Origin of the sequence: Opitutus sp. (assembly GCA_024998815.1) — a bacterium.
Classification (GTDB): Bacteria; Verrucomicrobiota; Verrucomicrobiia; order Opitutales; family Opitutaceae; genus Rariglobus.
This window is the reverse complement of record JACEUQ010000001.1, coordinates 1,562,267-1,585,712: the sequence shown is the minus strand read 5'-3', so window position 1 is coordinate 1,585,712 and position 23,446 is coordinate 1,562,267. Positions and strand designations below refer to the sequence as shown.

Annotated in this window: 27 protein-coding genes; 1 reads left to right on the top strand and 26 read right to left on the bottom strand. The window is 63.1% G+C overall.

Annotated elements, in window-relative coordinates:
- Nucleotides 1-323: 323 nt before the first annotated feature.
- The 26 genes from H2170_06960 to H2170_06835 form a co-directional block, all read right to left on the bottom strand.
- Nucleotides 324-863, bottom strand: a complete 540-nt coding sequence (locus H2170_06960; protein MCS6299828.1) for a hypothetical protein — start codon at nucleotides 861-863, stop codon at nucleotides 324-326.
- Nucleotides 860-1,276: a hypothetical protein gene (locus tag H2170_06955; GenBank protein ID MCS6299827.1), complete on the bottom strand. Its 417-nt coding sequence runs from the start codon at nucleotides 1,274-1,276 to the stop codon at nucleotides 860-862. The genes H2170_06960 and H2170_06955 overlap by 4 nt, the downstream gene beginning before the upstream one ends.
- Nucleotides 1,273-2,301: a hypothetical protein gene (locus H2170_06950; GenBank protein MCS6299826.1), complete on the bottom strand. Its 1,029-nt coding sequence runs from the start codon at nucleotides 2,299-2,301 to the stop codon at nucleotides 1,273-1,275. Before H2170_06950 ends, H2170_06955 begins: the two co-directional genes overlap by 4 nt.
- 26 nt (nucleotides 2,302-2,327) lie before the next feature.
- Entirely contained in the window at nucleotides 2,328-5,186 is a 2,859-nt protein-coding gene (locus H2170_06945; GenBank protein MCS6299825.1) for a hypothetical protein, read from the bottom strand.
- A gap of 56 nt (nucleotides 5,187-5,242) precedes the next feature.
- Nucleotides 5,243-5,455: a hypothetical protein gene (locus tag H2170_06940; GenBank protein ID MCS6299824.1), complete on the bottom strand. Its 213-nt coding sequence runs from the start codon at nucleotides 5,453-5,455 to the stop codon at nucleotides 5,243-5,245.
- Nucleotides 5,437-5,883 carry a C40 family peptidase gene (locus H2170_06935; GenBank protein ID MCS6299823.1) on the bottom strand — a complete coding sequence of 149 codons (447 nt, stop codon included), beginning with the start codon at nucleotides 5,881-5,883 and terminating at the stop codon, nucleotides 5,437-5,439. Before H2170_06935 ends, H2170_06940 begins: the two co-directional genes overlap by 19 nt.
- Nucleotides 5,884-5,915: 32 nt before the next feature.
- On the bottom strand, nucleotides 5,916-7,988 hold the full coding sequence (locus H2170_06930; GenBank protein ID MCS6299822.1) for a phage BR0599 family protein: 2,073 nt from the start codon (nucleotides 7,986-7,988) through the stop codon (nucleotides 5,916-5,918).
- 28 nt (nucleotides 7,989-8,016) lie between these two features.
- On the bottom strand, nucleotides 8,017-10,569 hold the full coding sequence (locus tag H2170_06925; GenBank protein MCS6299821.1) for a hypothetical protein: 2,553 nt from the start codon (nucleotides 10,567-10,569) through the stop codon (nucleotides 8,017-8,019).
- 339 nt (nucleotides 10,570-10,908) lie between these two features.
- Nucleotides 10,909-11,340 carry a hypothetical protein gene (locus H2170_06920; protein ID MCS6299820.1) on the bottom strand — a complete coding sequence of 144 codons (432 nt, stop codon included), beginning with the start codon at nucleotides 11,338-11,340 and terminating at the stop codon, nucleotides 10,909-10,911.
- Nucleotides 11,341-11,400: 60 nt separating this feature from the next.
- The gene (locus H2170_06915; protein MCS6299819.1) at nucleotides 11,401-12,213 is read right to left on the bottom strand and encodes a hypothetical protein; all 813 of its coding nucleotides are present in this window, start codon (nucleotides 12,211-12,213) and stop codon (nucleotides 11,401-11,403) included.
- Between the two features lie 35 nt (nucleotides 12,214-12,248).
- Complete coding sequence (locus tag H2170_06910; GenBank protein MCS6299818.1) at nucleotides 12,249-12,698, bottom strand: hypothetical protein; 450 nt, start codon at nucleotides 12,696-12,698, stop codon at nucleotides 12,249-12,251.
- Between the two features lie 10 nt (nucleotides 12,699-12,708).
- Nucleotides 12,709-13,284 (bottom strand): hypothetical protein, encoded by a 576-nt coding sequence (locus H2170_06905; GenBank protein ID MCS6299817.1) that lies wholly within the window; start codon nucleotides 13,282-13,284, stop codon nucleotides 12,709-12,711.
- Between the two features lie 133 nt (nucleotides 13,285-13,417).
- A complete protein-coding gene (locus tag H2170_06900; GenBank protein MCS6299816.1) occupies nucleotides 13,418-14,620 on the bottom strand; it encodes a hypothetical protein in 1,203 nt (400 codons plus the stop codon).
- 2 nt (nucleotides 14,621-14,622) lie between these two features.
- Nucleotides 14,623-15,072 carry a hypothetical protein gene (locus tag H2170_06895; protein MCS6299815.1) on the bottom strand — a complete coding sequence of 150 codons (450 nt, stop codon included), beginning with the start codon at nucleotides 15,070-15,072 and terminating at the stop codon, nucleotides 14,623-14,625.
- Between the two features lie 78 nt (nucleotides 15,073-15,150).
- Entirely contained in the window at nucleotides 15,151-16,080 is a 930-nt protein-coding gene (locus H2170_06890) for a hypothetical protein (protein MCS6299814.1), read from the bottom strand.
- Nucleotides 16,081-16,097: 17 nt separating this feature from the next.
- Entirely contained in the window at nucleotides 16,098-16,493 is a 396-nt protein-coding gene (locus H2170_06885; protein ID MCS6299813.1) for a hypothetical protein, read from the bottom strand.
- Between the two features lie 34 nt (nucleotides 16,494-16,527).
- Complete coding sequence (locus H2170_06880; GenBank protein ID MCS6299812.1) at nucleotides 16,528-17,538, bottom strand: hypothetical protein; 1,011 nt, start codon at nucleotides 17,536-17,538, stop codon at nucleotides 16,528-16,530.
- A gap of 3 nt (nucleotides 17,539-17,541) precedes the next feature.
- Entirely contained in the window at nucleotides 17,542-17,979 is a 438-nt protein-coding gene (locus tag H2170_06875; protein MCS6299811.1) for a hypothetical protein, read from the bottom strand.
- Complete coding sequence (locus tag H2170_06870) at nucleotides 17,925-19,025, bottom strand: DUF935 family protein (protein MCS6299810.1); 1,101 nt, start codon at nucleotides 19,023-19,025, stop codon at nucleotides 17,925-17,927. The genes H2170_06875 and H2170_06870 overlap by 55 nt, the downstream gene beginning before the upstream one ends.
- Before the next feature lie 122 nt (nucleotides 19,026-19,147).
- Entirely contained in the window at nucleotides 19,148-20,584 is a 1,437-nt protein-coding gene (locus H2170_06865) for a hypothetical protein (GenBank protein MCS6299809.1), read from the bottom strand.
- A complete protein-coding gene (locus H2170_06860; protein ID MCS6299808.1) occupies nucleotides 20,584-21,135 on the bottom strand; it encodes a DUF3486 family protein in 552 nt (183 codons plus the stop codon). Before H2170_06860 ends, H2170_06865 begins: the two co-directional genes overlap by 1 nt.
- A 171-nt stretch (nucleotides 21,136-21,306) precedes the next feature.
- Entirely contained in the window at nucleotides 21,307-21,561 is a 255-nt protein-coding gene (locus H2170_06855; protein ID MCS6299807.1) for a hypothetical protein, read from the bottom strand.
- Complete coding sequence (locus H2170_06850; GenBank protein MCS6299806.1) at nucleotides 21,558-21,875, bottom strand: hypothetical protein; 318 nt, start codon at nucleotides 21,873-21,875, stop codon at nucleotides 21,558-21,560. The genes H2170_06855 and H2170_06850 overlap by 4 nt, the downstream gene beginning before the upstream one ends.
- A complete protein-coding gene (locus H2170_06845) occupies nucleotides 21,872-22,153 on the bottom strand; it encodes a hypothetical protein (protein ID MCS6299805.1) in 282 nt (93 codons plus the stop codon). Before H2170_06845 ends, H2170_06850 begins: the two co-directional genes overlap by 4 nt.
- A 121-nt stretch (nucleotides 22,154-22,274) precedes the next feature.
- Entirely contained in the window at nucleotides 22,275-22,508 is a 234-nt protein-coding gene (locus tag H2170_06840) for a hypothetical protein (protein MCS6299804.1), read from the bottom strand.
- Nucleotides 22,509-22,561: 53 nt separating this feature from the next.
- Nucleotides 22,562-22,891 (bottom strand): hypothetical protein, encoded by a 330-nt coding sequence (locus H2170_06835; GenBank protein ID MCS6299803.1) that lies wholly within the window; start codon nucleotides 22,889-22,891, stop codon nucleotides 22,562-22,564.
- A gap of 71 nt (nucleotides 22,892-22,962) precedes the next feature.
- Between H2170_06835 and H2170_06830 the strand changes: the two genes are divergently transcribed.
- Nucleotides 22,963-23,376 (top strand): hypothetical protein, encoded by a 414-nt coding sequence (locus H2170_06830; GenBank protein MCS6299802.1) that lies wholly within the window; start codon nucleotides 22,963-22,965, stop codon nucleotides 23,374-23,376.
- Nucleotides 23,377-23,446: the final 70 nt, after the last annotated feature.

The following is a 23,446-nucleotide window of genomic DNA, read 5'->3' as shown; positions in this document are numbered from 1 at the left end:
AAATCAAATGATCACCAACGGTGCCGCACGGCGTTTGTAGGCAGTGGCAGCTAAGCCTTCGGGGCCGATCACCACCACGCACCCCACATTTCATTTGGACGACCAAGGTACGCCGGCGACTTCGCCACGGTTCAGTGAGCCCGAGCAGCCATCAATAAAAAGCGACGGTATTTACCGTCCACTAGTGTAAACCGCCATCAGGTTTGACGAGTTTGGACAAAGGTTTGATGAATCAGGCCGTTTCATTCGCCTGATTCCGGTTCATCTACCCACGCACTGCGCTAGTCTTGCAGGGGTGATGCAAGGCCACTGCGGTCACGCGATCAGTTCGGGAAGAACCGCCACCGCGCCCAGAAATAGAGGCGTACGATCAGCCTGGGCACGCGAAGGTTAACAACGTCGCCCGTGAAAGGTTCCGAGTTGAGGCAGAGCACTAGGGTTTTGCGGCCGTCAGGGTTTTTAACATGGCAACCGCTCACGGGTTCGCCGAGGCCCGCCTTTTCGTAGATAGTGCAGTCGCCCGCCTTAATGTAGCGCAGGCCGTGGCAATCGACGAACATGATCGAATGAGCACCGCCCTTGATGGTGCAGTCGCGCACGGCGTTGCAGCGGGCAAACACGCAGCCGATAAACGTAGCGTGCCTTGCGCCGAGGATGTCCACGCAATCCTCAACTCCACCCGACAACGTGCAGCTCTGAATAAGGGCGCTGGCCACGTTGCTTGAGAGCTTAAGCGCCTCGCTGCCCTTGCCGCCTATGAACGTGCAACGGGTTATCGCCTCGCCGTCCGAAACGCCATAAGCAGCGGTGTCAGCGATGCCCTTGGCGGGTGCGGAAAAGGTTCTGTTCTCCGTTGTGATCACTCGACTAAAGGGCGCGTTGGAGCGGTTGGCAGAAGCGCGATGAACTGCGCCACGGTCGGTAGCACTTCGGGCAGCGGGGCCGCGCTGGTGGAGTCGAGGTAGGCCCAGACTTGGGAGCGCCAGTTGCGCAGGGCGAGGGCTTCGGCAGCGAAACGCGGGTACGGATCGCCAACGTAGGTGCAGGCGCTCTTAAGGTCGTCGTAGCCCCATGCCTGAGCTTGGGCATCGAGGTGCATCTGCGTGGCGGCGATGTAGTCAGCGACCGTCAGCGCGGGCGGGACGTAGGGCGTGGGCGTGTTGCCTGCTTCGCACCATGCGACAAACTCGGCGTCTGTGCTGATGCAGTGAGCGACAAGAATGCCCTCAAAATATTTATCAAATGTGCCGATAGGGTTTTGTTTGTAGGTTTTCATAATTCGCAACCGTTGAAGTGAACATTGGCGGTCCCTTGCAGGGCAGAAGCATAACCAAGAGTGAGGCCAGAAGCACCAGAAACGTCGATCGACGCTCCGCTTGTAGTTGCCGACGCGAAAGTCGGGGTGCCGCCCGCAGATGCCAAGTTGGCGGCTGATGCAGTGAGGCCAGTGAGAGAAGAGCAACCTGTTGGAGCAACCCGCGCAGGGAATGGGAACGCCACCCATGTACGGGTTGACGAGGCGGAATATGCCTGACCCGTAAACCCATAACCCCCGAAATTGATCACAGGGAGATAATATGAGCACGCGGCGATGTCGGCAGTTAAGGGGATGCGGTCAAATGGGGTCAGGGATGCACCCGCCTCAAGCTGCGCATCCCCGATGGTGAGCGTCTGCGAGCCAAGTAGAGCGCCGCCCGTGAACACGATCTCGATGCCGGTGATCGCCCCCGATGGGACGCTGATCTGTGCGGAGTAGGTCGCCTCAGTGGAGTTGATCGTGAACGTGCCCGAGGCGATGCTCGTGCGGGTGGGGCTGGCGAGCGTGCCGAAGGTGTCGGTCGTGTTGGCGTAATAGGCCGCCCAGCCGATTGAGGTGAGGGATGACGAGGCTAATTTGACCTGCACTGTTGCCGTGGTGCTGGCCAAGTGCGCGGAGTTTTCAGCGGCGATGCGCTGGGCAAAGCCAACGCCAGTGACCGAGGCCGCGCCCGTGAAGCGGTAGCGCTTCTGGCCCGAAGCCGTGATTTGCTGGCCGGTTACGTTAGCCCCGGTGCAATAGGCATACCAGCGATCAACAGTGTAGGCCAAAGCGGCACCAGCGGTGATTGTCTGGGCTGATCCACGGTTGCGCCAGTCAACACGCATCGCGGCATTGATGAAGCTGTTTTTAATCCCGCGAATGTCACCAAGGGCCGCGCCGTTGGTGCGCATCTCGTTGAGGAGCGTATTGAGGGCCGTTTTGAAAGCAGCCTGCGAGGGCGCGCTGGTGAAATCGACGTTGGGTGCGACAGTAAGTGACATGGTTTAAGTGGGTTGAAATTGGGTGCTCAGTATCCTTGCACGGTGGCGTCGATGAGCGCGGCGACGCCCGTGCCTGCGGAATTAAACGCGCGGATCAGCGGGCCGGTGTTGAGCTTGTCGAGGATTTGCACGGAGGCCGCGCCGTTGCCGTCCTGCTGGATCGTCAGGGAAATGTTTTTGATGACTTTGTAAGTCTTGGTTAGGGCCAAGCGCGTGCCGCCGCTCACCAGAACGGCGTTATTGATCGACTCGATAACGTCGGGGGCATCGACCACCACGGCGAACGCAGACACGGTGCCCCGCGTCTGCGCTTCGCCCGTCGAGATTCGGAAATCGTAAATGGTGTTACCGGAAACCGTGACTTGGCCCGGCCATGCCTGCCAGTCGGGCACGTCCCAAAATGCGGACGCATCGTCGCTCCACATTGCTGCGTTCGCATCGACCGCCCACATGGATGCAGGGGAGTTTTCTCGGTATTCGATTTTCCACGGGTCGCCCGCAACCGTTGAGGTCAGGGTCATCGTCGAACCGGCCAAAGCCTGCGTGATCGTCACGCTGTCGATGTAGGTTGCGGCGGCATAGGTAAGCGCGGGCCACATTACGGAGGCACCATCGCCAGCCCACATCGGGGCCGTTTCGTCAGCGGCCCACATGGTCGTGATCGAGTTTGCGGCGAGGTTGTTTGATCCGTCGATGGCGAAACCCGAGCGCGTGCCGGGCCAAAGGGCGGCGCGGCGGTCGAATGTTTCTACCACGTTGGCTACGAGCGGGTCGCCAAGGTTGGTGACAATCACGGCAGCGTTGAGGCTTTCCGCCCCGGTGACATCCACCGCTTTGACGAGGAAGGTCGTCGATCCCTTGGGGATAATCGTCGGCTCGAACGGGTTGGTCGTGATGATGCCGGTATGCAGGTCGGTGGCATCGCTCCACTCTTGGCGTGTGCCGGGCTGGTAGCGCAGCCGGTAGCCAACGACGGATTTGTCGGCTATGGCAGACCACGAGAACCGCCCGCCTTCGACGGTGAAAGTGGTCACGTCGGCAGGCGCACCGGGGCGCAGCTTCCACGCTAAATCAGGGCAGAGCGTAGCGTCGTCGAGAGCGGCCTCAACGCCAGCGAATCCGATAGCTTGGAGGCGTAGCGTGACCGTCGCACCGGCAGCCGCGAGTTCGGGCAAGCGCGTGTGGCGGTAGGTGATGAGGTCTTCGTAACGGATCAGCCAGCATTCGTCGGCAGCGGCGAAGGATGCCGCCACCGTGCCGCCTTGGGCGCGGCGCACTTTGGCGTACCATTGGCCCGAGACGAGTCGCAGGGCGCGAACGGAGAGGATTTCGACGGTATTCGGGTTGTCGGCGCGGATGATCCAGAGCAAAAGCGTGTCGTCTTGCACCTCGTCCTCGGTGAGTGCGGTCGTGACGCGTTCGAGGTCGCCTGCGGTCGTTTCGGCATCAATGGCGATGCGCAGGGTTTCGCTGTTGTCGTCCGGTGTGCCGAGGTTTGCGGCGTAGGCTTGAGTCAGCGTGCCGCGCACGGCGAAGGTGCCCTGCGTGCCGAGCTCTTGCAGCTGGGTCGCATCGTCGCTGCGGTAAAACAGATTGAAGCCCAGCGTTGCGGCCACGCGGCGGGCGACGAGCGGGACAAGCAGGTAGCTTTCGCCAAAAAGATTGGCGGGCGGCATCGCGAAATAAAAACGCGGCAGGCGTTCCACGCCGTTGCCCGAGGTGATGATGCTCACGCCTGCCACCACGGGCACCGGCGTTGCCGTGATCCCTCGCTCGGCTTCGATTCTGAGGGTGACGCGCTCGCTGGGCGGGGCGGCTTCGGTGCGTTCGGTGACACGGCAAATCAAGTCCACGCCGAGTAGGTCGTGGGTGAATTTTAAAATGGTGCCGGTGGGGTAGGCCACGCCTTTAGGCGCGCGCACGACGAGCGTGGCGCTGAAACCCGGCTCGGCGGCGAGCTTGAGGTATTCGCTGGCGAGGGCGGCGATTTGGGCGCGGCGCGTGATGTGCGGGCGCTCAAAATTGGACTGGCGGGGCTCGCCGGTGATTTGGCGGTTATAGCCTGACGTGATCGTAAACGCGGAGTCTTTGTAGGCGTTCTCGGCATCCTGAAATTTGACTGCCAACTCGTTGAGGGTTTCGGCCCAGCCCTTGGAGGTGATCGATGGCTCTTCGAGGAGGTCGTCGGCGGTGAGGGTATTCGATGAGTTAAAGGTCGGCGCAGCCTCGCCGTGGAGGAAGCGGCCCGCCACGATCTTGGCGGCAGTATCGGCGCGGAACCAGCCGTCGAAATACCCGCGCAAATCATCTACCAAGGAACGCGCCGAGGCGGGGCGATCAAACACGGGGCTGATGTAGGTCGTCGACGCACGGGCAAGGAGCGCATCGGCGGTCGCCTGCCATGAGTCTAGGTCGAAGTCGGTGTCCGGCAGCCCGAGGCCGAACACGGGATGGGTCAGCAGTTCAGCGAGCACCGCCAAGGGGTTGGCTTGGCCATCGGCATCAAGCAGCGCGGCGGTGCCGGTCACGATGGACTGAACCGGCGTGCGGCGGACGATGCACGCGACCGAGGGACAAGAAACCTTTTCGCGGCCGAAGAGGAATTTCTTGAGGCTGAGAACCGCTTGGCGGCGGTAGGCCGGATGACCGCCCGTTGCCAAGTTGGCCTCGCCCGAGGCGTCGAGGGTTTGCGTTGCCGTTCCCCAATAAAGCCATGCCTCGCCGTAGCCGGTGACGGTGAGTTGCACGGGGTTCGGCTGGCCCGAGCGGTCAAGGCCGGTGCCGGAATCGGGCCAGACCTTTTTGCCGTCGACCAAAATGGCGACAAGGCGATCGATGGGGCCGGAACAAATCACCCCGGCGACATCGCCGAAGTAATCGTTCATGCCACCGCCTGCACCGCCGCCGCCTTTTGATGATGAGCCGCCCATAGTTTTAACGACTACTTTTTGCCGGGCCGTTGAGTTGGCGCGGGTTTGGTGAATTGGTTCGTGGCTGGCGTGATCCAGCGCAGCGCGACTTTGTTCGTGCCCATGACGAGCGGGATGGCGACGGCCTGTTGATTGGTCGCGACCTCGTTTTGCTGCACGTTGCCCGTGTCAGGCGTCGGGTTGGGTTTTTTAGATCCGCCAAAGCTCATGCGATGGGCCTCCAAGTGGCGGCGTGGCGGCTCGCCCAAGTGGCGTCGAGGCGCGGGGTGATGACCACGCCCATGTGGTTAATCGCGTGCACGATTTGGTCACCGGGCAGAAGGATCGCGAGGTGGTGAATCGTGCTGCCAAGGGTGAAGCCGAGCAGGTCGCCGGGTTCGAGCTGGGAACTTGGAGCTAGGAGCTGGAAGAGGGGGCTGGCATCGAGCCACGGCACCATGATCGAGGGCGCACCGCTGCGGGCGTGGCCGGGAGGGCCGTGGGGGACTTCGCCCAGATCGAGGCCAGCCGACTTGTAGAGTTCGGCAACGAGCAGGTGGCAGCACACGCCGCCACGCGGGCCGCGCTCGCAGGAGTTGGGCGCAAAAGGCGTGCCGCGCCACAGGAAGGCATTGGTGGTGAGTGCGTCGATGTTGAGGGTTTCGGGGCGCATGTCTGTTTAATGGGTCGTCAATTGTCCGGCGCTTACTTTTTGCCGCCACTTCCGGCGTCGCTGGAGAGTTTAAACAAGCTGGGGTTGCCGGTGGGCACGAAGGGGTGGCCGCCAAAATTGGCGTAATTATTAAACGTGCCCGCGCAGGTTTCTCGGCGGCCGTCGCAGCCGGGATAGATTAGGATGGCGGTGCCGTTGCTCGGGAACGGCGAAGGGTCGCCGGAAAGCGTGAGCACGCAGGAGCCGCCCACGACAGCGGTCGATGCGAGGATGGCGCGGAGATTACCCATGCCCGGATTTATATCGGCCCACCCACCTGCGAAAATATCGGCAGCGGTGAGCACGGCTCCGCCCGAGCGGGCGAGAGAGCCAATGGTGAAGGTGTACGGAAAACCTGCCGTGCCCACAGCGGTCAAAATTGCAGTGTGCACAAAAGTGGACTTACTCAGGCCGCAACCCATAGAAAATAGGCCGTGATTGCAGCCGGGCTGTAGGTAAAAACGCGGGGCTTTGCGGTCGAAGGCCGAACCGAGGGCGGTCGCCTTGGCGGAAATACGTTTGCCTTTAATCGAGGCTGAAACGACTTCGCCCGACCAAGCGGCCGTGAGATTGTACGCGATGCCGCCTATCAAAATAGCGCGATAGACCCTAAGAGTCAGCGGCACGTCCATTCGCAGAAGCGCGACATCGAGCAGCGGGGCGACATCAAGGCCGTCGCAGTCGATTGAAAGCTCGTCACGATCGAGGGCGAGGCCGGTCTTGATGTCGCCGTGGGTGATCCGCGTAAACGCAATCGTAGCGCCGCCTAAGACCGGATCAGCGTCATCGACATACAAATCGCGCTCATACGACGTGAAGAAATAGGGGATTGTCCCACCGGCTTCGTAGTTACGCTCGAACAGATAAATCCATGCGCGGGGCGTGAGGTTGCCGAGGGTCGTGCCGAGGGTTTCACCGGCGGGCAGTGCCAGCTCGGGGGGCAGCTCGCGCACGCGGAAGGAGGCCGTGGCGAGGCGGTCGGTGATCCATTCCAGCTCAAGTTTCGGGCTGTCGAAACGGGCCAGCAGCAGCGGCACGAGTGAGGTCGTGGCGGCAGGGCTCGCAGCGTTGCCCGAGGAAAGGAAGGAAATCGTGGGGCTGGCAATGGTCGTGAGCGGACCAACCCAGCCGGTGAGCTGGCCTTTTTGGACGAGGCCCAAGCGGTCACCAATCACGAGGCCAGTCGTGTCGGTGACGGTCGCGGTCGTGGCAGAGGCCGCAAGGTTGGAGGCGAGGACGGCGGCGGACTGCTGGCCCGAGGCCCAAAAAGACGCGCCCGCACCGTGGGCAGCGAAGAAGGCCAGCAGCTTGGAGGCACTCCAACCGTCGGCAGTGGAGGCCCACGCTGTTTGTTCGACCGTGCGGGCAACGGCCGCAGCGCGGGCGACGTCGGAGGTCTGGCGGCCGAAGCCGATTTCGTCGCGGGCGATGCGCAGGGTGTAGCCGGTGCGCGGGCCGTCCCAATGGGTTAAAAATGGAAACAGGCGGGGGGCGGTGCCGTAGCCACTCGGCAACGGGCCTGCGGGCGCGGTGTAGGCTGCGGGCGTGATCGCCCAGATCGCAGGTGAATTTTCGACGAGGGCCACGTCGAAGGAGCAAAAGCCGTCGGTGATCCAGCGTAGGTCGCGGCTTTCCAAATAGCCGACGACGAGCGGGACAAGGGTGTCGTTGGCCGAGGGCGTGGGGCTGGAGGGCTCGGTGTCGCCCGTTTGGTAAATGCGCGGCGTTCCACCGGCAGCCGGGAACACGGCCTTGAGTCCGCCGGTGATGTCAGCCGAAGCACGGGCGGACCATGCGCAAGCGGCAGGCCAGAGCGGGGCGCATACCGGCTCATTTTGGTGCGCTCGGAGTCCGGCTGCCAGTTGGCGAGCATCGGTGCCGCTCACCTTGATCTGATAACGCAGGCGCAGGCGGAGGGTTTCACCGTGAGCGCGGCGGGCTTCGCGGTCGGTCAGGCCCGACTCCTGAGCGGTGAGGAGCGAGGCCGTCGCCTTGATCGGCGTGCCCCAGTCGGGCAGGTCGTCGAGCAGGTAGAGGCTCTGGGAATTGTAGGTGAGCGGGATCATGCGGAGCTATGAGCTGGGAGCTTCGAAGTTAGCCGTTGCCGGTGATCGTGTGGATATTGCGGGACACGATATCGAGGATGTGGGCTTGGCCTTCTTGGCTGGCGGCCCACTGCTGCGGGGTCATGTAGCCCATGAGGCCGATGTTGATCTGCGTGTTGCCGCCTGCCTGCACGGGCGATGTAGCCCCACTGCTGACTGTGTTTGTCGCCAACTGGCCGGGGTTAAAGTTACCCGCATTCATTTGCTTTAGCAGCGGCTCGTATTTGGCCGTGGCCTGAGCTGTCATCATGAATTCGCCGTTTGATGCCCTAATAAACACATCATCGCTGGTACCGGTGCCGGGCCCTGAGATTCGACCGCCTTCGGCAAAACCGGCGACACTGCTAATGATCGCGGCTTTAGAGGCGGCCGCGCCGGTGACTGCTGCGCCGCCCATGGTTGCGATACTCGCTGCGGTTGCCGCTGGAGCCCACATTGCCAAGGTTGCCGAGGTGACGGGCAGGAGCGCTGCAAGCTGAGCGGCGCGGATGGCATTACCAAATACCGCCATGACGATTTGCTGGGTGATCCACTGGGCGGCCATCCTCACAAATGCCCCAATGATTGAATCAACGATGGACTGGCCGATGTTAGCCAGCGCCTGCCCCCAAGTCATTGTTTGATTGATCAGTCCTTGCAGGCTTGAGCCGATGCCGTTCTCCAAGCCCTGGGCAACGGACAAGACGGCAACCGACGCCCGACCGGCGGCATCAGGGATGCTGTTAAGGTATTCCACGGCTCCTTGGGTCGCGCCGGTGCCTATAGACTTAGCCTGCGCGTTGATGCTTGATATGTTGTTCTCGCCAGCCTTGGCATTGAGTCCAGAGACCTCGGAGTCAATTTGACCACGGCGAACATCGGTCGCTGATTCCCGCTCTTTATTGAGCAGGTCGATCCGCTCTTTGATGAAGCGGTTTTGTTCCGCATACAGAGCGATCTCACCTTTGCGCTTGGTCTCATTAAGAGCGAGCGGATCATTTTTAAGATTAGAAATCGCGGCATCCCCAGTGGCGATCCTGCGAGCGGCCGCGAGTTGCTCTTCTTTTAGCTTTAGCTCTTTGGCGTCTGCTATGGCTTTAGCAGCCTTCTCGGCGAGTGCCTTGTCGGCTTCAGCTTGGGCGTTTTTCGTGGCAACAATGTCGGCGTCGATCGCGGCAAGCTGGGTGGTGAGAGCCAGCCGGTCCTTGGCCGCCTGCACCGATTGATCTTCGGCGGCCGGCATCTGCATGATCACGCGGTGGCGGGCGTCTTCAGCCAGGGCAAGCTGGGTGGCGAGGTCGAGTTGCTTGGTTTGCGCAGCGTCAATGGCGGCATCGAGCTTTGCCTGTTCGGCGAGGATCGGGGCCTTGGCCTCGGCGAGTGCCTTGGCGGCTTCGGCAGCATCCAGCGTCGCCTTTTTAGTGGCGGCGAGCGTGGCGAGTTCAGCGCGGGCGGCGAGGATCGGAGCGTTGGAAAGCTGGTTGGCCTGCGACTCGGCGCGAAGTTTGCCCCGATTTTCCTCTAGCAGTTCGGGGGCTACCCGACGGGAGGACTGAGTGGCGCGAAGGATCTCGGCTTCGGTCTTAACCGGCTTGAGTGGTTGGGCGGCGAGGGCTTCGAGGGCAGATCGTGCCGCAGGTGCTGGGGGCTGATTTACTTTGGCGTAGGCCCCGGCACGGCCACGGGGCCCGGTGATGGGGTCGCCCGGAAGAACAATGCCCACCAGACCGGCCTTAAAAATGGTCCAGCGTTGGTCCAGCTCTTCGAGCTTCTGGTTGGCAGCAGCCAGCTTTTTAACCATCGCATCGTCGAGGACACGCCCCGCCTCCGTCATCGCGGAGGTGGTTTTTTCCAGCCCAGCCGCGCCTAGTTCTTTGAGTGCGGCGAGGAGCTTGCCTGTACCCCGCCCAAGGATGGCTGTGGCGGCGGCCGCAGCTTCGGCACTGCCTGCATGCGCCGCCAAGGCGGCACCAACGCGGGCCAGTGCTTCGTCGGGAGCGAGCCCACGAAGCGTTTCAACCGACAGACCCAGCGATGAAAACGCCGTGATGAGCGGCTGACTCCCGGAGGCCGCCCCTGCCAGTGCCAGGCTGAGGCGTTGCATTGTCTGCGCGACTTGCGGGGCCTTGATACCGGCGTCGCCGAAATGGGCGTTGAGAGCCTGTAAATTGGAGGCAGACACACCGAGCTGCTCGGAGACATCCTGGAGGTTATCGGCGAACTGGAGCGAGGCGTGAAACTGGTTGGCGGCATAAGCGGCAGCTGTGAGCCCCACGCCCACGGCGGCAGCGGAGCCGTTGAGCATGTTCATCGCCGTTCCCACGACAGGGATGGACTTAAACACATCGCCCACAGCCTCGCTGACCTTACCCATGCCGCCAATGCTGGCGAGCTGACTACGCACCAGCCCGAGGTTCTTTTCGACCTTCTGCAAGGCTTCGGCACCCCCTGTGCCAAGGGTGCGCAGTTGCACGATATTCTTGGCAAACTGAGACTCCATGGCACGCAGTTGCTCCAGCTGCGTGGCGACGCCGATCTTGATTTGGAGGTCTACTTGGCTCATGGTGTGGGAATGAAGGCGCTGCTAATCCTGTTTTTTTTCGGGGGGATTATAGCGTCGTTGATGGTGCGTGATGTGCTGCCGGTGATGCTGGCCTGCGGCCTGTGCCTGGCGGTGCTTTGGGTGGGAGATAAGGCGACCGCCAAACAGCGGCGTGCGGAGTGTGAGCGGGTGCGGGCTTCGCAGGGACTTGGACCTAGCGGGTTGAACTAGAGGCTTCAGCGCTGAACTGTTCGGCTAGCTTCGTGGCCCCATCGCCGCCGTTGAAACCGTGGTTCACGCAGAGCAGCAGCTGCAGGTTTTGTTCAGCCCGGAGGCGATGATGTTCGGCAAGGATCGCCATCAGATGATCGGGGCAGAGGTCGAGGACTCGCTCGCGGCATCCACCTTCGACTCCGAGGGCGCAGGCACGGGCAACAAGGCGGGCAAGTTCATCCCAGCCGAGACCGCGATCACGCTCAGGATCTGAACCTCTTGAATGAAGGGCATGAGCAGGGCGGCGAGCCGGGGATCGCCCTTCGCGATCTCGGTCGCCGCTGGAAAATTTAGCTCGATGATCTTCTTGTGCAGTTCGCCAAACGCGGCCGGTGTGAGCGTATCGACCCAGTCGGCGCTCTTACCCGTGGCCAAAACAACCAGCCCGACGCCATCGGTGGCAGCGAGTTTTTGGGCGAACAGATAGAGGTTGCGAATCGAGAGGCGCCCGAGGGCGAGCTGTTCGTGGGTGCCGTCGGTCTTCGCGACGGTGAAGGGCGTGTGGTTGAGCAGGGACATGGTGGATGGGTTGCGCCCCACGGTTTATTCGCGGGGCGCAGTTGGGTTGAGTTCCTCGGCTTAGCTGCGGACGAAGAGGCTGCCCGAGACGTCGAGGATCGTGACCATGAGGCTCACTTCAGCGGCGCTCTTGCCGTCCTGCGCATTCAGGCCGTTGCCGTCGAGGATGACCTCGCAGTTGAAGTCGACATAATCGAGGAACACTTTGTTGGTGCTGTCGCGGTCGAAGAAGGCCAAGCGGCCGTAACCACGGCGGATGGCCGTCTGCATCGGGTTGAGCTGAGTCATCGCCAAGTTCGACGGATCGGCGGTGATGGCCGAGGCGGTGATCGTGGGCGTGCGGCTCACCGCTTGCGACGTGAGGAAACGCACGCGGCCAAGGTCGCGGTCCACCACGAAGTCGGTGTTTTCCGTGAGGGTCGTGATGGTCAACGCGGTGACGTTACGCACCGAGACGCCGCCTGCAGTGCGCAGCTGGTACCAGCGACCGATCACGGCGGGGGCGACGCTGAAGTCGAGCGGCTGACCGGCGGTGGCGGTCAGGGCGGCTTGTAAGAAGTCGCCGACGATGTTGGCGTTAAAAGCGTAGGCCAGCTTGTAGGGGTCGGCCTCGTTGCTCTTCAACTTAAACGACAGCTTGGTGAGGGTGGGCTCGTTGGAGATCTGGCGACGGATGCCGCGTACGGAGACGATGCGACCCTCGGTTTCGACGGTGGAGTCGACATCGACGACGGTCATGTTACCGAAATCGCGGAACGGGAAGGAAACACCGCCAGCGAGGGCAGCGGAGGTGGCATTTTCCGCGAAGGCGAACTCGGCGGTGGTGCCGATTACCATGCTGCGGATGTTTTGGAGGTTGGAATTAACGGCCATTGGAGGAGGTGTGCTTTAGGTTTGGTTTTTGCTAATCAGACGGAAAAGGGGAGGACGGTGCGCACGAGCAGGTGATGCACGACGACGCCGTCGGGCGCGTCGGTGGCGAGCTCGTGCCCGGTCACACGGATGAGGGGCGTGGAGCGCTGGCCGAAGGCGACGGGCTGGTTGTGGAGGGCGGCGATGGCGGTGGAGACGGCGTCGAGGGTATTGCGGTCGGTCTTGAGCAGCGGGGCGTGGATAACGGCAACGGTGAGCTCTTCCTGGAAGACGAGGGGCATGGGCTGGCTCCAGCCGGCTTGATCGAGGTTTTGAGCGGTGCCGCGTGCGGTGGTGACTACGATGCCGAAGCCGATGTTGAGCAGGGTGGTTTCGATCTGCTGCGGCAGGTCGCCGAGCTTTTCGGTGAGGATCGTGTCGGTCGGGAAAGCGACGGCAAGCAGCGCGGCGAGGCGGGACTGGAGATCGATGAAGGCGTTGGGCATTTTTAAAAAATCAGCGCTGGCGCTGGACGAAGGAGCGTGCGGCGGTGAGGACGGCTTGGCTGGTGAGTGCGGGCGGTGGCAGGGCCGAAGGATCGGCCTTCACCGTGACCGAGCGCACGAGCTTGTAGAAATTGACGAGCTTCCCGCCTTCTTCGCGGCCAAGCAGGAGCGTGCCGCGTTTGGAGCGGTACGGGAACAGCCCCTCGATTAATCCCGACGACGGGCGCACGCCGTAGGCTTCGGCACGCAGGGGAATGGCGAGGAACTTTTTCTCCTTGGGCCGGATGGTGCCGCCGTAGACTTGGGTGCGGATGCGCGGATCGGCGATCGTGACGGTCGCCGAGTCATCGGTGGCAAAGGCGAAGGCGGTGGCCTTGCGGATCTGCGCCCAGAAGTGCTGGCGCTTCCAGCCCCTGCGGTTGGGTTTTTCGGCATCCGCGATCTTGAACCATTCGCGGTATTCCTTTTCCACGGTGCGACCGAGGACGGACATGAGCGGGCGGCGTTGGCCGGGGCCGAGCGTGGTGGTGAGGCCACGCAGGAGCTGCGAGGCCTCGTCGGTGACGACTTTGACTTCGACGCTCATGGGCGGGCCTCCTGCTTTGCGGTTGCAATGGGCGTGCAGGCGGGTTGCTTGGCAGGTGCGCAGTCTGAGACGTGCAGGACGTAAAGCCTGGGGTGAAACGACATCGGGCACTGGCTGGCATGGGAGGCTCTCTTCACGGGGTGCCTCCTTCTTTTTTTACGTAGAGCGTGTGCAGGCGCATGTTGCCGGTGATGGGGGCGGGCTTCCAGGTGACCATGGCGAGTCTCCCGGCCAATTTTTTTTCAAAGATGAGGTCACCGGGTTGGTTGCCCGTGCGCACGACATCGGGCTCGCGCCACACGTGGGGGATGAGCTGGTAGTCTATGAGTGTGAGGGGGCGTTGGTCGCCTTGCGCTTCGCCCGCGCCATGCCGCGCCTGAGCATGGCGCAGGTGGTCGGCGTCGAGGTTGAGGACGGCTTCAGGGCGCAGTTCTACGCCGGCGGCGGCTGCTTGGGCGCGGGCTGCAGCGGTTGTCGTGCCGAGGTCGATGGACCACTTGACCCCAGGATCTGCGAGGGCGGCTTCGTAGAGCTTTACGATACGCTGGCCTTGCCAGACGACTTTACCGTCGCGCCCCACATCGACTTGGTCGCCGAAGAGCTGCTTAAAGCCTTCCATGACGGCAGGGGTGGCCTTGGGGATCGAGGCTTCTAGGGCGTGGTTGAAATCGAGATCCGGCGGGCGCACCAAGTCATCGGGGCCGAGCAGGCCCATGGCTTCGGCCTCGTCGCGGGCGATGTCTTCCAAGCCCATGCCACTGCCAAAGTCGAAGGGCGGCCACGGGCGGCCAAAGCGGCTGATCTTGGTCCATAACGGATCATCCTTGAGCGCAACCATACGACCGCCGAAAAACTCGCCTCCAGCCTCAGCCCAGCGCTCGGCCCAATCGCGCGGATCTTCACGGTCTTCGATGCGCACGAGTTCCTGCGCGGGGAAAGCGTCCAGGATGGCGGGGGCATTGCCGGCATCCCAGCGTGCGTATTCTAAGGCATCTTCGGTCTGGAAGTCGTAGATGGTTTCTAGGCGGCGGCGGCTCACGAGGTCGGTCAATTCACCGCTGTCGCCCTCGGGCGCACCAAGGGCCTGGCGGATCGTGGCGACGAATTTAGACCGGTCCATCGTGGTGGTGCCGGATTGGTCGAGGGCTTGGCGAATGCCGTCCTGAAGGAGCGCGATCGTACGGGCCTGTTCCACTCCAGCGCTGAAGAATGCGCGGTCACGGTGTCCGAGCTGCAGCTGAGCCCACTCAGCCGAGCGCAGCGGCGAGGCGACCGGAGTCTTGGACTCCAGACGACGCACGGCGGCGGGCAGCGGTTGAGTGGTGAGGGTGGGCATGATCAGAGGCCAGCTTGCTGGCTGCGGGTGGTGGTGCGTTCGCGGCCCGACCAGCTTGGGGAGGGCGTGCTGGTGGCCTCGGTGGTGGGTACGGCCGGGGTGACGACGAAGAACTTGCCAGAGGCAACGTCGCGCAGGAGCGCGAGGGCGTTGGCGTTGGCCGAGCGGCGATCCTCAGTGAGGAGCGACGACACGGGCAGGCGCGTGGCCAATTCGAAGCGGATGCGGGTGATGGCCGGGCCGAGAAGCTCGTCGGGGATCGTCTCACCGCTGCCCAGGGTATTGCCCGCACAGCCGCGCACGTAGCCGCGCACCTCGCGCACGATTTGCGAGGTGATCTCGGGCAGCGGGTTGATCTGCCCCGAGCCGAGGGCTGCGGTTTTAAGCGCAGTTAGCTCCGGGCCAGAGAGCTTGGTGAGGACGTTGGCCTCGGTGAGTGTGATCCAGGACATGGGTTTTCGAAGGGTCGTGAGTTCTAGGGAGCCGCCCCGCTGGTGCGGGGAGGCTCGAAGAAACCACCACGCGGGGCTTTAGGTTGGCGTGAGGCGGCGGGCGCTGATCGTGCTGGTCACGCGGATGTCGCGGGCCCAGTCGAGGGCGAGGATGTCCGAGCGGTTGCTCTCGGAGCGGTACTTGCGCACCGAGTCGATGCCTGCGCCGGGCGTGACGAAGGTTTTGGCAAACGATGCGTCGAACTGGTCGGGGTTGGGCGAGGAGTAGAACACCCACACGTTGCTCGCGAGCATGTTGGCGGTGGCCTTCGTGGTGCCGGGCTTGTTGCTATCGCGGATCGCGGTGGTGACACCGACCTTGATCGCGGGGTTGAGCAGGATGCCAGCGGCAGCATCAGAACTCACGTTGACGGCAGCAGCGTTGGGGAAGCGGCCGAGGACGGCGTTGCTGTTGCGGAACCAGCGCCAAGCGGTGAGGCCGAACACGATGTGGGTCGGGAACTGGCCGATGTCGTCGGCGATGTTCTGGATCTGCGTGTCGAGGTCGGAGACCGGATTGCCGGAAGCAGGAACCGACCAAGCCGGGGTCGCATCGGCCGAGCGGGCGGCGTTAAGCGCGGTGACCACATCGTTGATGTGCGAGACGGCAGCACTGGTGAGCAGCGTCTTGGTCTTGGCGCTCTCCAGCAGAGCTTCGAGACCGCCAGCCGCTTTGCGCTCGTGGTCGTCGATGCCGATTTCAAGTGCCTGCGGTAGGCAGCTGTAGTCGCGATCGGTGGCGAGGAACTCCAGGCGCTTGGCGGTGCCGCCGATGGCGCGGGCCGTTTGCACAGTCTGGAAAGCGCTCTTGTCGGAGAACTCCTTGTACTTACCCGTGGCGCTGGCGACCTGGGTAAAGGGCGCGAGCCACTGGATGATGGGATCTTGGGCGGCGACGATCTCGGGGAAAATGCCGCGAGCGTAGTCGGTGAGGGTCGAAAGGACCGTGGAGGAGGCGAGTTGAGACATGGTGGTGAGTTCTGGGGTTAAGCGAGGGCGACAGTATCCAGCAGGATCGCGTCGATGAGTTCATTGGCCGCACCGGCTTCGAGGGCGCGGGCAACCTGCACGCGGGCGGTGCCGGTGCCTTGGTCGAGGCCCACGGTGCCGTCGGCACGCAGGGTGAGGAAGGAACCCACGACGATGGAGCCGGGGACGGAGTTGAGCTTAACCTTGGCGATTTTGCCGGAGCCGGAGAGCAGCACGGCGCTGCGGCCGACATTGGCGACGCCGCCGTCGAGGATCACGCCGAGGGGGAGCTGGCCGGTGGCAGCGCTGACAAGCTGGCCGGAGGCCTGAACAAAAAAGCCGCGCGAGAGGCTCTGATCTTGGGCACCATTGCTGATCGACAGAATGGGGACATCGAATACGAGTTTAGACATGGGAGGATTACGGGTTGGTGGTTAACGGAAAAGTTTACTCGACGAAGAGTGCGGGCTGCGCGGCGCGCACAGCGTGGAAGGCGATGTCGAAGGAGCAGCGATTGGCGGTCTGGTGATCATGGATCGCCTTGCGGCGCTTTTCGCCCAGGTCGCCGGTATCATCTGCGCCGGGGGTGAAGCTCGGGGCTTGCTTGCCGTTGCGATTATGCACGGGGGCGTAGCCGCTGCCCTGCTTGCCGAGGGCCGCAATGAAGGCGAGGCCCTCGGTGCGGTTCTTGGTGAGCAGCGCGGTGGCGGCCGTGCGGGCCTCGCCCTGAAGACCGGCGCGGTCGAGATCGTGACCGATCAGCTCGGTCTCAAGCGCGGTGATGCGATTGTGGGCGGTGCCGAGCGCGGTTTTGCGGCTCTCGACTTCGTTCATCTGGCTGGTGATGGCGGCTTGGATGGCCTCATCGGTGGAGTCGGGCGGGAGCCCGAGTTGGGTGAGCAGTGCGGCTTTGTAGTCCATGGTGTGGGAGGATTCAGGGGAAAGGCGGTTAGAAATGGGCACCATGCCCTTGAGGCGGGGATCGTTGGTGAGTGCGCCGCGCAGGAGCGCCACGGGGGTGACGCGTGCGCCGGGCGTGTAGTTGCCGGGGGCGAAGCCGAGCACGGGGCTAAACAAGCGGTAATCGCCTCCCTCCAGTGCGGCCTTGCCCGAGGCGGAAAACTTAACCCGGCCCCACAGGCCGTCATCGCGGGCGGCGACTTCCTCAATCCAGCCGGCAGCGCGCGTGGATTTGTCGGTGTCGTGGGAGAAATGATCAAAGTCGACAAGCAGGCCGGGGAAATTAACGGCGGCAGCGCTCTCGCGGAAGCGGGCGGCGAGCCCATCGGCAGCAGCGCGGTCGAGCACTTGCACGATGGCGACCTCGCGGCCGCCCGGCAGCTGCATGGGGGCGGGCTGTTCGCCGTAGGGCGCGAGGTGCACCCAGCCGTCGGCAGGGAGCGTGAACGCGGCGTCGCCGGAGCGGTTGAGCGTGATGGGCAGACTGGTGGTGTGCATGGGTTAGCGGTTTGGGGTTGAGGTGGCCTCTGCGCCCGCGCCGCCCAGCGCAGTGCCGAGGATTTCTTCAAAAACCTTGGTGGTCGCGCTGTCGGCCCCCTGCTTCTTCACGAGCGAGGGCAGTTGCGTGCGGATCTCGGCTGCGGCAGCGCGGAAGGCAGCGTCGTCCTCTTTAGCCAGCGCGTCCTTTAGCGCGGCGTGGAGCGGGGCGAGGTCGGCTTGGATCGCCTTGGTGAGTTTGTCGAGAGAGGCGCGGCGCAGGGTCTCAGCCTCGGCAGAGGCCGAGGAGGCGCGGTTAAAGGCAGCACCACCACCGAAGCCTTGCGCGGCGGGCACGGGAGCGGCGGTGAGTTTAAAGCCGGTCTTTTCGGAGAGCTCGGCGGCATCTAGGCGGAAACCCGCCTGCGTGGCTTTGACGGCGTGATCAAGCAGTTGGCCCACGTCGGTCTGGTCCTTGGCGGCGAGTTCAAAATAAGCGAGCGGGCGCACCCCGGAGGCAAGGCCGAGGATCGAACGGTCGAGCTGGCGCTGAAAGATTTCGCTGATCTCACCGGCTTCGGCCTGGGCGAGCTCGGCGAACGTGTCGGCATGCACCTCTCGCTCTGGCCGCCACCGAGACCAGTGGGGCCGTTGAGCATGGTGAGCTTGCCGCTGGTGCCAGCGAGCACGAGCTGGGCATCCTGGTAATCGAGGTGCTGCTGAAACGGGTTCACCCCGCGCGCCCCGCTGGTGACGGTCTGGATCTTGGCCCCATTGGGCAGGGCACCGCGCATGTCACCCACGACGGCCTCGGCGAGAGATTGATACTCGGCCTCCTTTTCAGGCGGCACCTGCGCGGGCATTTCCACGAAAAGCGGGTCGATGCCGTACACTTCGATGAAGGCGTCCCAGTCTTTCTGCGAAAGATTTTTGCGCAAAAAACAGATCAGGCCGAGTTCGTTGATGGGGTCTTCGATCTCGCGGATGAGGAAGTGCGAGCTGTCAATGGGCGTGCCGCTCACGGTGCCGCTCGATGCTTTTTCGTTGTACACCCACGGGCCGTAGACGGTGTCGCGGGCGATGAACCACTGTTCGACGGGCTCCAGCCGCACCAGGGCAGCAGCGGGGTTATCGCCTTCGTAGCGCTTTTCTAGGTGAGCGTAACCACGAAACGAGGCGAGGCCGAGGAAGCGAATGGCCTCACGCAGATTGTCGATGCGGTCGTAAGCGGCGCGGAGTTTGGCGGCCTGCGCCTTGGCGGCAGGCGAATCGTCCACAGTCTTAATGTCCCAGTCGAGTTTGCCGAGGGCAGAGAGGCGCAGGTGTTTGAGCGCACGCAGGGTCGCCTCGCGCTTTTCGATGAAGCGGTAAGTCCACTGGAGTTCGGCGTAGGCCCCGCGCTCGCCCTCTTCGAGCAGCGACACGGCGCGCTGGAATGTGAGCGAACGAAGCGGGTTAAAATGGGCACGCCACTTGGCAGCGACCTTGAGTTGGCGGGGAATACTCATGAGCGGACCTCCAGAACCCGCGCTGCAATGCCCCTGCAATTCGATGCAAGACGGGTATCGGCCCCAAAACGGGTCAAGGTAGCACCCCAGGGCTTAAAACGGCTTAAAACGCGGGTTTTCATTTAGGCGATCAGTTGACGGTCACGGCGGGCGGCGAGGGCTCGGGCAGCCCGGTGTGGTTGGAAGCGGTGGAAGGATCCGGGGGTGGCGGGCGACTTTCCGGCATGCAGGGCGAGCGCCCACGCCCAGAACTCGTCGGCGTGGCCGCCGTCGGTGCGTTCGGCGAGGAAGCGGATATTGCCCGCTGCCGTGGTCTCTTTGCGAATGGCGCGGAAGGCGGCGACGACCTGTTTGTCGTCGGGGATGCGGGCGCTCTTGTCCTCGGCGGCAGCACGGGCGGGATAGGCCAGCTCCTCTTTGACCGGGCCGGTGAAGGTCACTGCCTCGACCTTGTAGTCGCCGAAGCGCTTCTGCGCACGCTCGACGAGCTGGCGGCCGATGCCGGTGTTGTCGATGCAGGCGCGGCGCAGCATGGGCAAGGCGAGCAGCTCGTAGAGAGCGGCCTCCTGCGACTCGAAGGTCGCATTTTGAAGGCGCACCAGTTTGCGGGTGAGGTTCATCCCGCCCACGCGCTCGTTGACCCAGAAGCAGGTCAAGTCCTTCACTCGGCCAATGTCGCCGCCGAGGTAGAGCTCGTTTTTGCAGGCGGCGAGTTGCGCGAGGGTGTACTCCCACTTTTCATCGGCCTTGTACTTGATGCCGTCGATGAGTTCGTAGGTGAGGAACGCGCCCGCATCATCGGCAGGGATACACATGTACTCCTGCAGGAACGATTCCTCGTCGGTGCAGCCGGAGCGGATAAAATCGTAGTAAGCGGCCTCGTCCATGTCCTGCCGGGGATCGTCGGGCGGGAGCTTGGCTTGCAGCTTGGCGAGGAAGCCGGCGTCGAGCGCGTCTTTGAGGGTGACCGTGTGCAGGGAGAAACCCTTGGGGTTGCCCTTGTGCTTAATCTCCTGGACGAGCTGGTTGAAGAAATTGGCCGAGCCACGGTGCGTGCTGATGATTTCCATCGAGCCGCCCCACGTGATACCGGGATAGGCGATCGCGTAGAGCTTGCGCGGATCGGGGTGCAGGGCGAACTCGTCGAGAATACGGTCGCCGCGTTTCCCCGCCTGCGCGTCGGGGTTGGACGACATCGAATTGATCCGGGCCCCGCTGGCGAACTGGAGCACGTAAGCGCTGATGGCGCGCTCGGGGTCGATCACCTGCGAGCCGAGATCCTGCGCCGCCGTGTTAAGAATACCGGCAAAGCTATTGCAGTCCTCCTTAAACAGACGGGCCTGCAAGTCGTCGCGGCTGCTGATCCATGCGTCTTGGCGCGCACCCTCGCCGCTTTTTTCGCGGACGAGCCGGTAGGCAGACGACCAGGACAAGCCGATCTGGCGGCTCTTTTCCATCAGCTTGAGGCGCGACCCGTCTTTGATCCAGCGGGCTTGGTAGCCGAGGAAGAAGGCGGAGGCGTCCGCTGGCTTGGCCTTGGATTTGACGGGGCGGGCCATTAGAGGAGGCGGAGCTGTTCTTCGATCAGCTCCAGCGTGGTCTTGTTGAGGCCGCCCTTGCTCTTAGCCTTTTCCAGCGAAGCGCGCGCGGCGCTGATCTTGTCCTCGTACTGGCGCAGCTTTAAATTGAGGGAGCTTTCGTTGAGGGTCACCTCGCGCTCTTTGAGGCGGAGCTTGGCGCTGTCGCCGATGATGCCAGCGAGGGTGGCGAGGGCGTTGACGTCGGCCCCTTGGGTGCGGGCCATGATGTAGGCGCGCTCCTGGATGAGCGCGAGGGTGGCTGCGTCATAGTTGCCTTGGGCTTTGGACTCGGCTTTGACCTGCTCGGCAAACTGGCGGGCGGTGGCCGCATTCTGCGACCAGCTGTGGATGCTGTACCAGTTGCACAAGGCACCATCGGAGACAGTTACGCCGTGCTCGGCTTTGAGCCAGGCGGCGACGTCCTTGTAACTCTCGTTGGCCTCACCGAGCCGACGCGCCACCTCGGCGCGGATCTCGGGGGCGAGACCGGCTACCTTGGAGTCGGAGCGGGGCTTTTTGGTGGAGGTCATCGGGTCGGAGGGAGGACGGGGGACGGAGGGCGGATTAAAAGAGGGGGCAGTCGGGCGGCAGCTTGGTTATCGCTTTCGCGGGTTAGAAACGGGACCCCGCGCCGGTCTATGACTACCGGAACCGTCCGACTGGTTGTTTGCCCTGCGCATGGCGGCGCAGGAAGGTGGGTGTTATTTCTTGAGAACGAGTTCTCCGGCCGTGGTGATCGTCCACTGGCGCAGGCTGCGGTCGTCGGCATCAAGCGGGCTTGGGGTGAAGGCGATCAGCTCGTGATCGCGTAGCCAGGTGAGCTCTTCGACGACATCAGCCAGTGCGGTGGCGGGCAGGCTGAGCTTGATGAGCTGGTGCAGGCCGGAGGGCGTGAGGCCCGAGCCGTAGGTTTTCAGCTCGTTGAGGATGGCGCGGCGGATGACGAGTGGGCTCATGATTTCTTTTGTTCGCTGATTAGTTTGATGATGCGGTCCACGGTCTTCTCTGAGGTCTGATCGATCTTGTCGTAGAGGCGGATGACGCGGGCCTCACCGGCCTCTTCGATCTTATCGAGGCGGGCACCGATGTCCTCGGAGTGCTTTTCAAATTCCTCGCGGGTGACGAACTGGCGATGGAGCGCGGGGTTGGTCCTCAAGTTCGAGTAGATGACGCTCCCGCTCACCAGCAGCGATAGGATGATGATCACCACCCAGCCAATGGAGCTGGATGAGTTGGGATCGGGGAGTACTTCAGCGAGGAGGGGGATCATTGCGTGTCGTTGCGTGCCTGGGCGAGGGCGGCGGCGGTGTTTAAAAGTTCGGTTTCGAGGTCTTCGTAAGCGGCAGCGCTGTGCCAGACTTCATCCACCTGCGGGGTGTAGATCCCCGCTTGGGTTTGCACCGGTTGCCCCGCCTTGAGCTGGAGCACGCGCGGCTGGTAGAGCTGCCACGATGCCTTGGGCGCGGAGGACACGCTCGCGCAGCCGGTCAGCAGCGCGGTTGTTATCATCGTCGCCACGACGACGCAGGATGCTGATTTGTACTTCATCGGCGGCGATGTCGGCTTCGATGCGGCGTTGGAGATCGTAGCTCGCACTCACCCCCTTGAGCTGGAGCCAGAGACGCAGGGCCTCGGCCAAGGCGGTGAGCAGTGCGAGCATGGGTAGAGCTTAGGCGTTATGAGCGGGAAGCTCGGGGCTGGGAGCAGCAGGAACGGCAACGGCCTGGGCTTTCTTGGCCGCCTGGAACTCGTCGACCGCGCCCCAGAGCGCGCCGATAGCACTGACGAGGGCCGGGATGACGATGGAGAGCGTCTCACCGGATAGGAGGCCTTTGCCGACCAGAAAACCGCCACCAAAGGTCATGGCGTGGCGAATGAGAGAGAGGATGGTGTCTTTTTGCATAGTAGTGAGTAGCGGGTAGTGAGTAGCCGGATTCGGAGTTAGGAGCGGTCCGATCAAAGCAGAGAGCACGAGGGCTTGGTGATGGGGGCGAGACGCTCGCAGACGTAGTCGCAGCCGAACTTTTCGCAGGCGGCACCGTGGGCAGGTGTGTGGGCACCGGCCGGGGTCTTGGGCAGGCCTTGCTGGCCGATCTGCGGGTTGAGCGGGGCGGAGGCAGCGGGCTTGATCGCTACCAGGAAGGCCCCGGTAATCCGGTCCCACATGGCGGGCGTGGCGGTGATCGTTCCGGCCTGCCCCGCTCCGAAAACAACGTCGAGCTGCACGAGTCCGTCTTTGCGACGGACGGGATTCGTGAAGCCGAAGATTTGAATGGAGCGGTTCATGCGTGGGGCTCCTGGTCCGGGATCGGTGCGCCTTGCGGCGACACCCGAGCCCGTACAGTTTCGTGGGTTGTATGACTACCACTCCGAAAATTAACGGGGGGGCCACTGGCCTGCCCTTCGCACTCGATCTCGACCGGCTGTTTGGCGACTTGCCCTCCTTGCACCTGCCGGATTTTGAGCTGCCTACTATTGTTTCCCCCGGCGAGATCGCGGCTGAAACTTTGCGCAGCGAGATCAACTCCATCGCCACCCGTGCCGGTGATCAGTTTCACGTATTGGCCACGCTTCAGGGGGGGGCTTTTGTGGCTGGTGAAATCGCCGTTCTCGATGGTGGCTTGATTGCTTTTCGAGGGCATCACATGGGGCAAGCTGCCACCATGCTGTTGCACCATACCCAAGTGAATGTGACCGTGGTCACACTGCCCAGAGTTCCCACGGAGAGCCGCAAGATCACCGGCTTCGGGGGCCAAACCGCGCAGGGATAAGGTGGGATAGTGCGAGTGAATCACGCGCACACTCCCTCACGCCCCGTGCTTGTGCGGCGGGGCGATTGCT

Bases quoted from the DNA above. Each gene is read 5' to 3' on its own strand.
- H2170_06880 (MCS6299812.1), bottom strand. From the start codon at position 17,538: ATGCACACCACCAGTCTGCCCATCACGCTCAACCGCTCCGGCGACGCC.
- H2170_06840 (MCS6299804.1), bottom strand. From the start codon at position 22,508: ATGCAAAAAGACACCATCCTCTCTCTCATTCGCCACGCCATGACCTTT.
- H2170_06860 (MCS6299808.1), bottom strand. From the start codon at position 21,135: ATGACCTCCACCAAAAAGCCCCGCTCCGACTCCAAGGTAGCCGGTCTC.
- H2170_06835 (MCS6299803.1), bottom strand. From the start codon at position 22,891: ATGAACCGCTCCATTCAAATCTTCGGCTTCACGAATCCCGTCCGTCGC.
- H2170_06890 (MCS6299814.1), bottom strand. From the start codon at position 16,080: ATGTCTCAACTCGCCTCCTCCACGGTCCTTTCGACCCTCACCGACTAC.
- H2170_06900 (MCS6299816.1), bottom strand. From the start codon at position 14,620: ATGCCCACCCTCACCACTCAACCGCTGCCCGCCGCCGTGCGTCGTCTG.
- H2170_06920 (MCS6299820.1), bottom strand. From the start codon at position 11,340: ATGTCCCTGCTCAACCACACGCCCTTCACCGTCGCGAAGACCGACGGC.
- H2170_06925 (MCS6299821.1), bottom strand. From the start codon at position 10,569: ATGAGCCAAGTAGACCTCCAAATCAAGATCGGCGTCGCCACGCAGCTG.
- H2170_06895 (MCS6299815.1), bottom strand. From the start codon at position 15,072: ATGTCCTGGATCACACTCACCGAGGCCAACGTCCTCACCAAGCTCTCT.
- H2170_06950 (MCS6299826.1), bottom strand. From the start codon at position 2,301: ATGTCACTTACTGTCGCACCCAACGTCGATTTCACCAGCGCGCCCTCG.
- H2170_06955 (MCS6299827.1), bottom strand. From the start codon at position 1,276: ATGAAAACCTACAAACAAAACCCTATCGGCACATTTGATAAATATTTT.
- H2170_06870 (MCS6299810.1), bottom strand. From the start codon at position 19,025: ATGAGTATTCCCCGCCAACTCAAGGTCGCTGCCAAGTGGCGTGCCCAT.
- H2170_06945 (MCS6299825.1), bottom strand. From the start codon at position 5,186: ATGAACGATTACTTCGGCGATGTCGCCGGGGTGATTTGTTCCGGCCCC.
- H2170_06850 (MCS6299806.1), bottom strand. From the start codon at position 21,875: ATGATCCCCCTCCTCGCTGAAGTACTCCCCGATCCCAACTCATCCAGC.
- H2170_06830 (MCS6299802.1), top strand. From the start codon at position 22,963: ATGACTACCACTCCGAAAATTAACGGGGGGGCCACTGGCCTGCCCTTC.
- H2170_06910 (MCS6299818.1), bottom strand. From the start codon at position 12,698: ATGCCCAACGCCTTCATCGATCTCCAGTCCCGCCTCGCCGCGCTGCTT.
- H2170_06885 (MCS6299813.1), bottom strand. From the start codon at position 16,493: ATGTCTAAACTCGTATTCGATGTCCCCATTCTGTCGATCAGCAATGGT.
- H2170_06845 (MCS6299805.1), bottom strand. From the start codon at position 22,153: ATGAAGTACAAATCAGCATCCTGCGTCGTCGTGGCGACGATGATAACA.
- H2170_06905 (MCS6299817.1), bottom strand. From the start codon at position 13,284: ATGAGCGTCGAAGTCAAAGTCGTCACCGACGAGGCCTCGCAGCTCCTG.
- H2170_06855 (MCS6299807.1), bottom strand. From the start codon at position 21,561: ATGAGCCCACTCGTCATCCGCCGCGCCATCCTCAACGAGCTGAAAACC.
- H2170_06865 (MCS6299809.1), bottom strand. From the start codon at position 20,584: ATGGCCCGCCCCGTCAAATCCAAGGCCAAGCCAGCGGACGCCTCCGCC.
- H2170_06935 (MCS6299823.1), bottom strand. From the start codon at position 5,883: ATGCGCCCCGAAACCCTCAACATCGACGCACTCACCACCAATGCCTTC.
- H2170_06915 (MCS6299819.1), bottom strand. From the start codon at position 12,213: ATGGCCGTTAATTCCAACCTCCAAAACATCCGCAGCATGGTAATCGGC.
- H2170_06930 (MCS6299822.1), bottom strand. From the start codon at position 7,988: ATGATCCCGCTCACCTACAATTCCCAGAGCCTCTACCTGCTCGACGAC.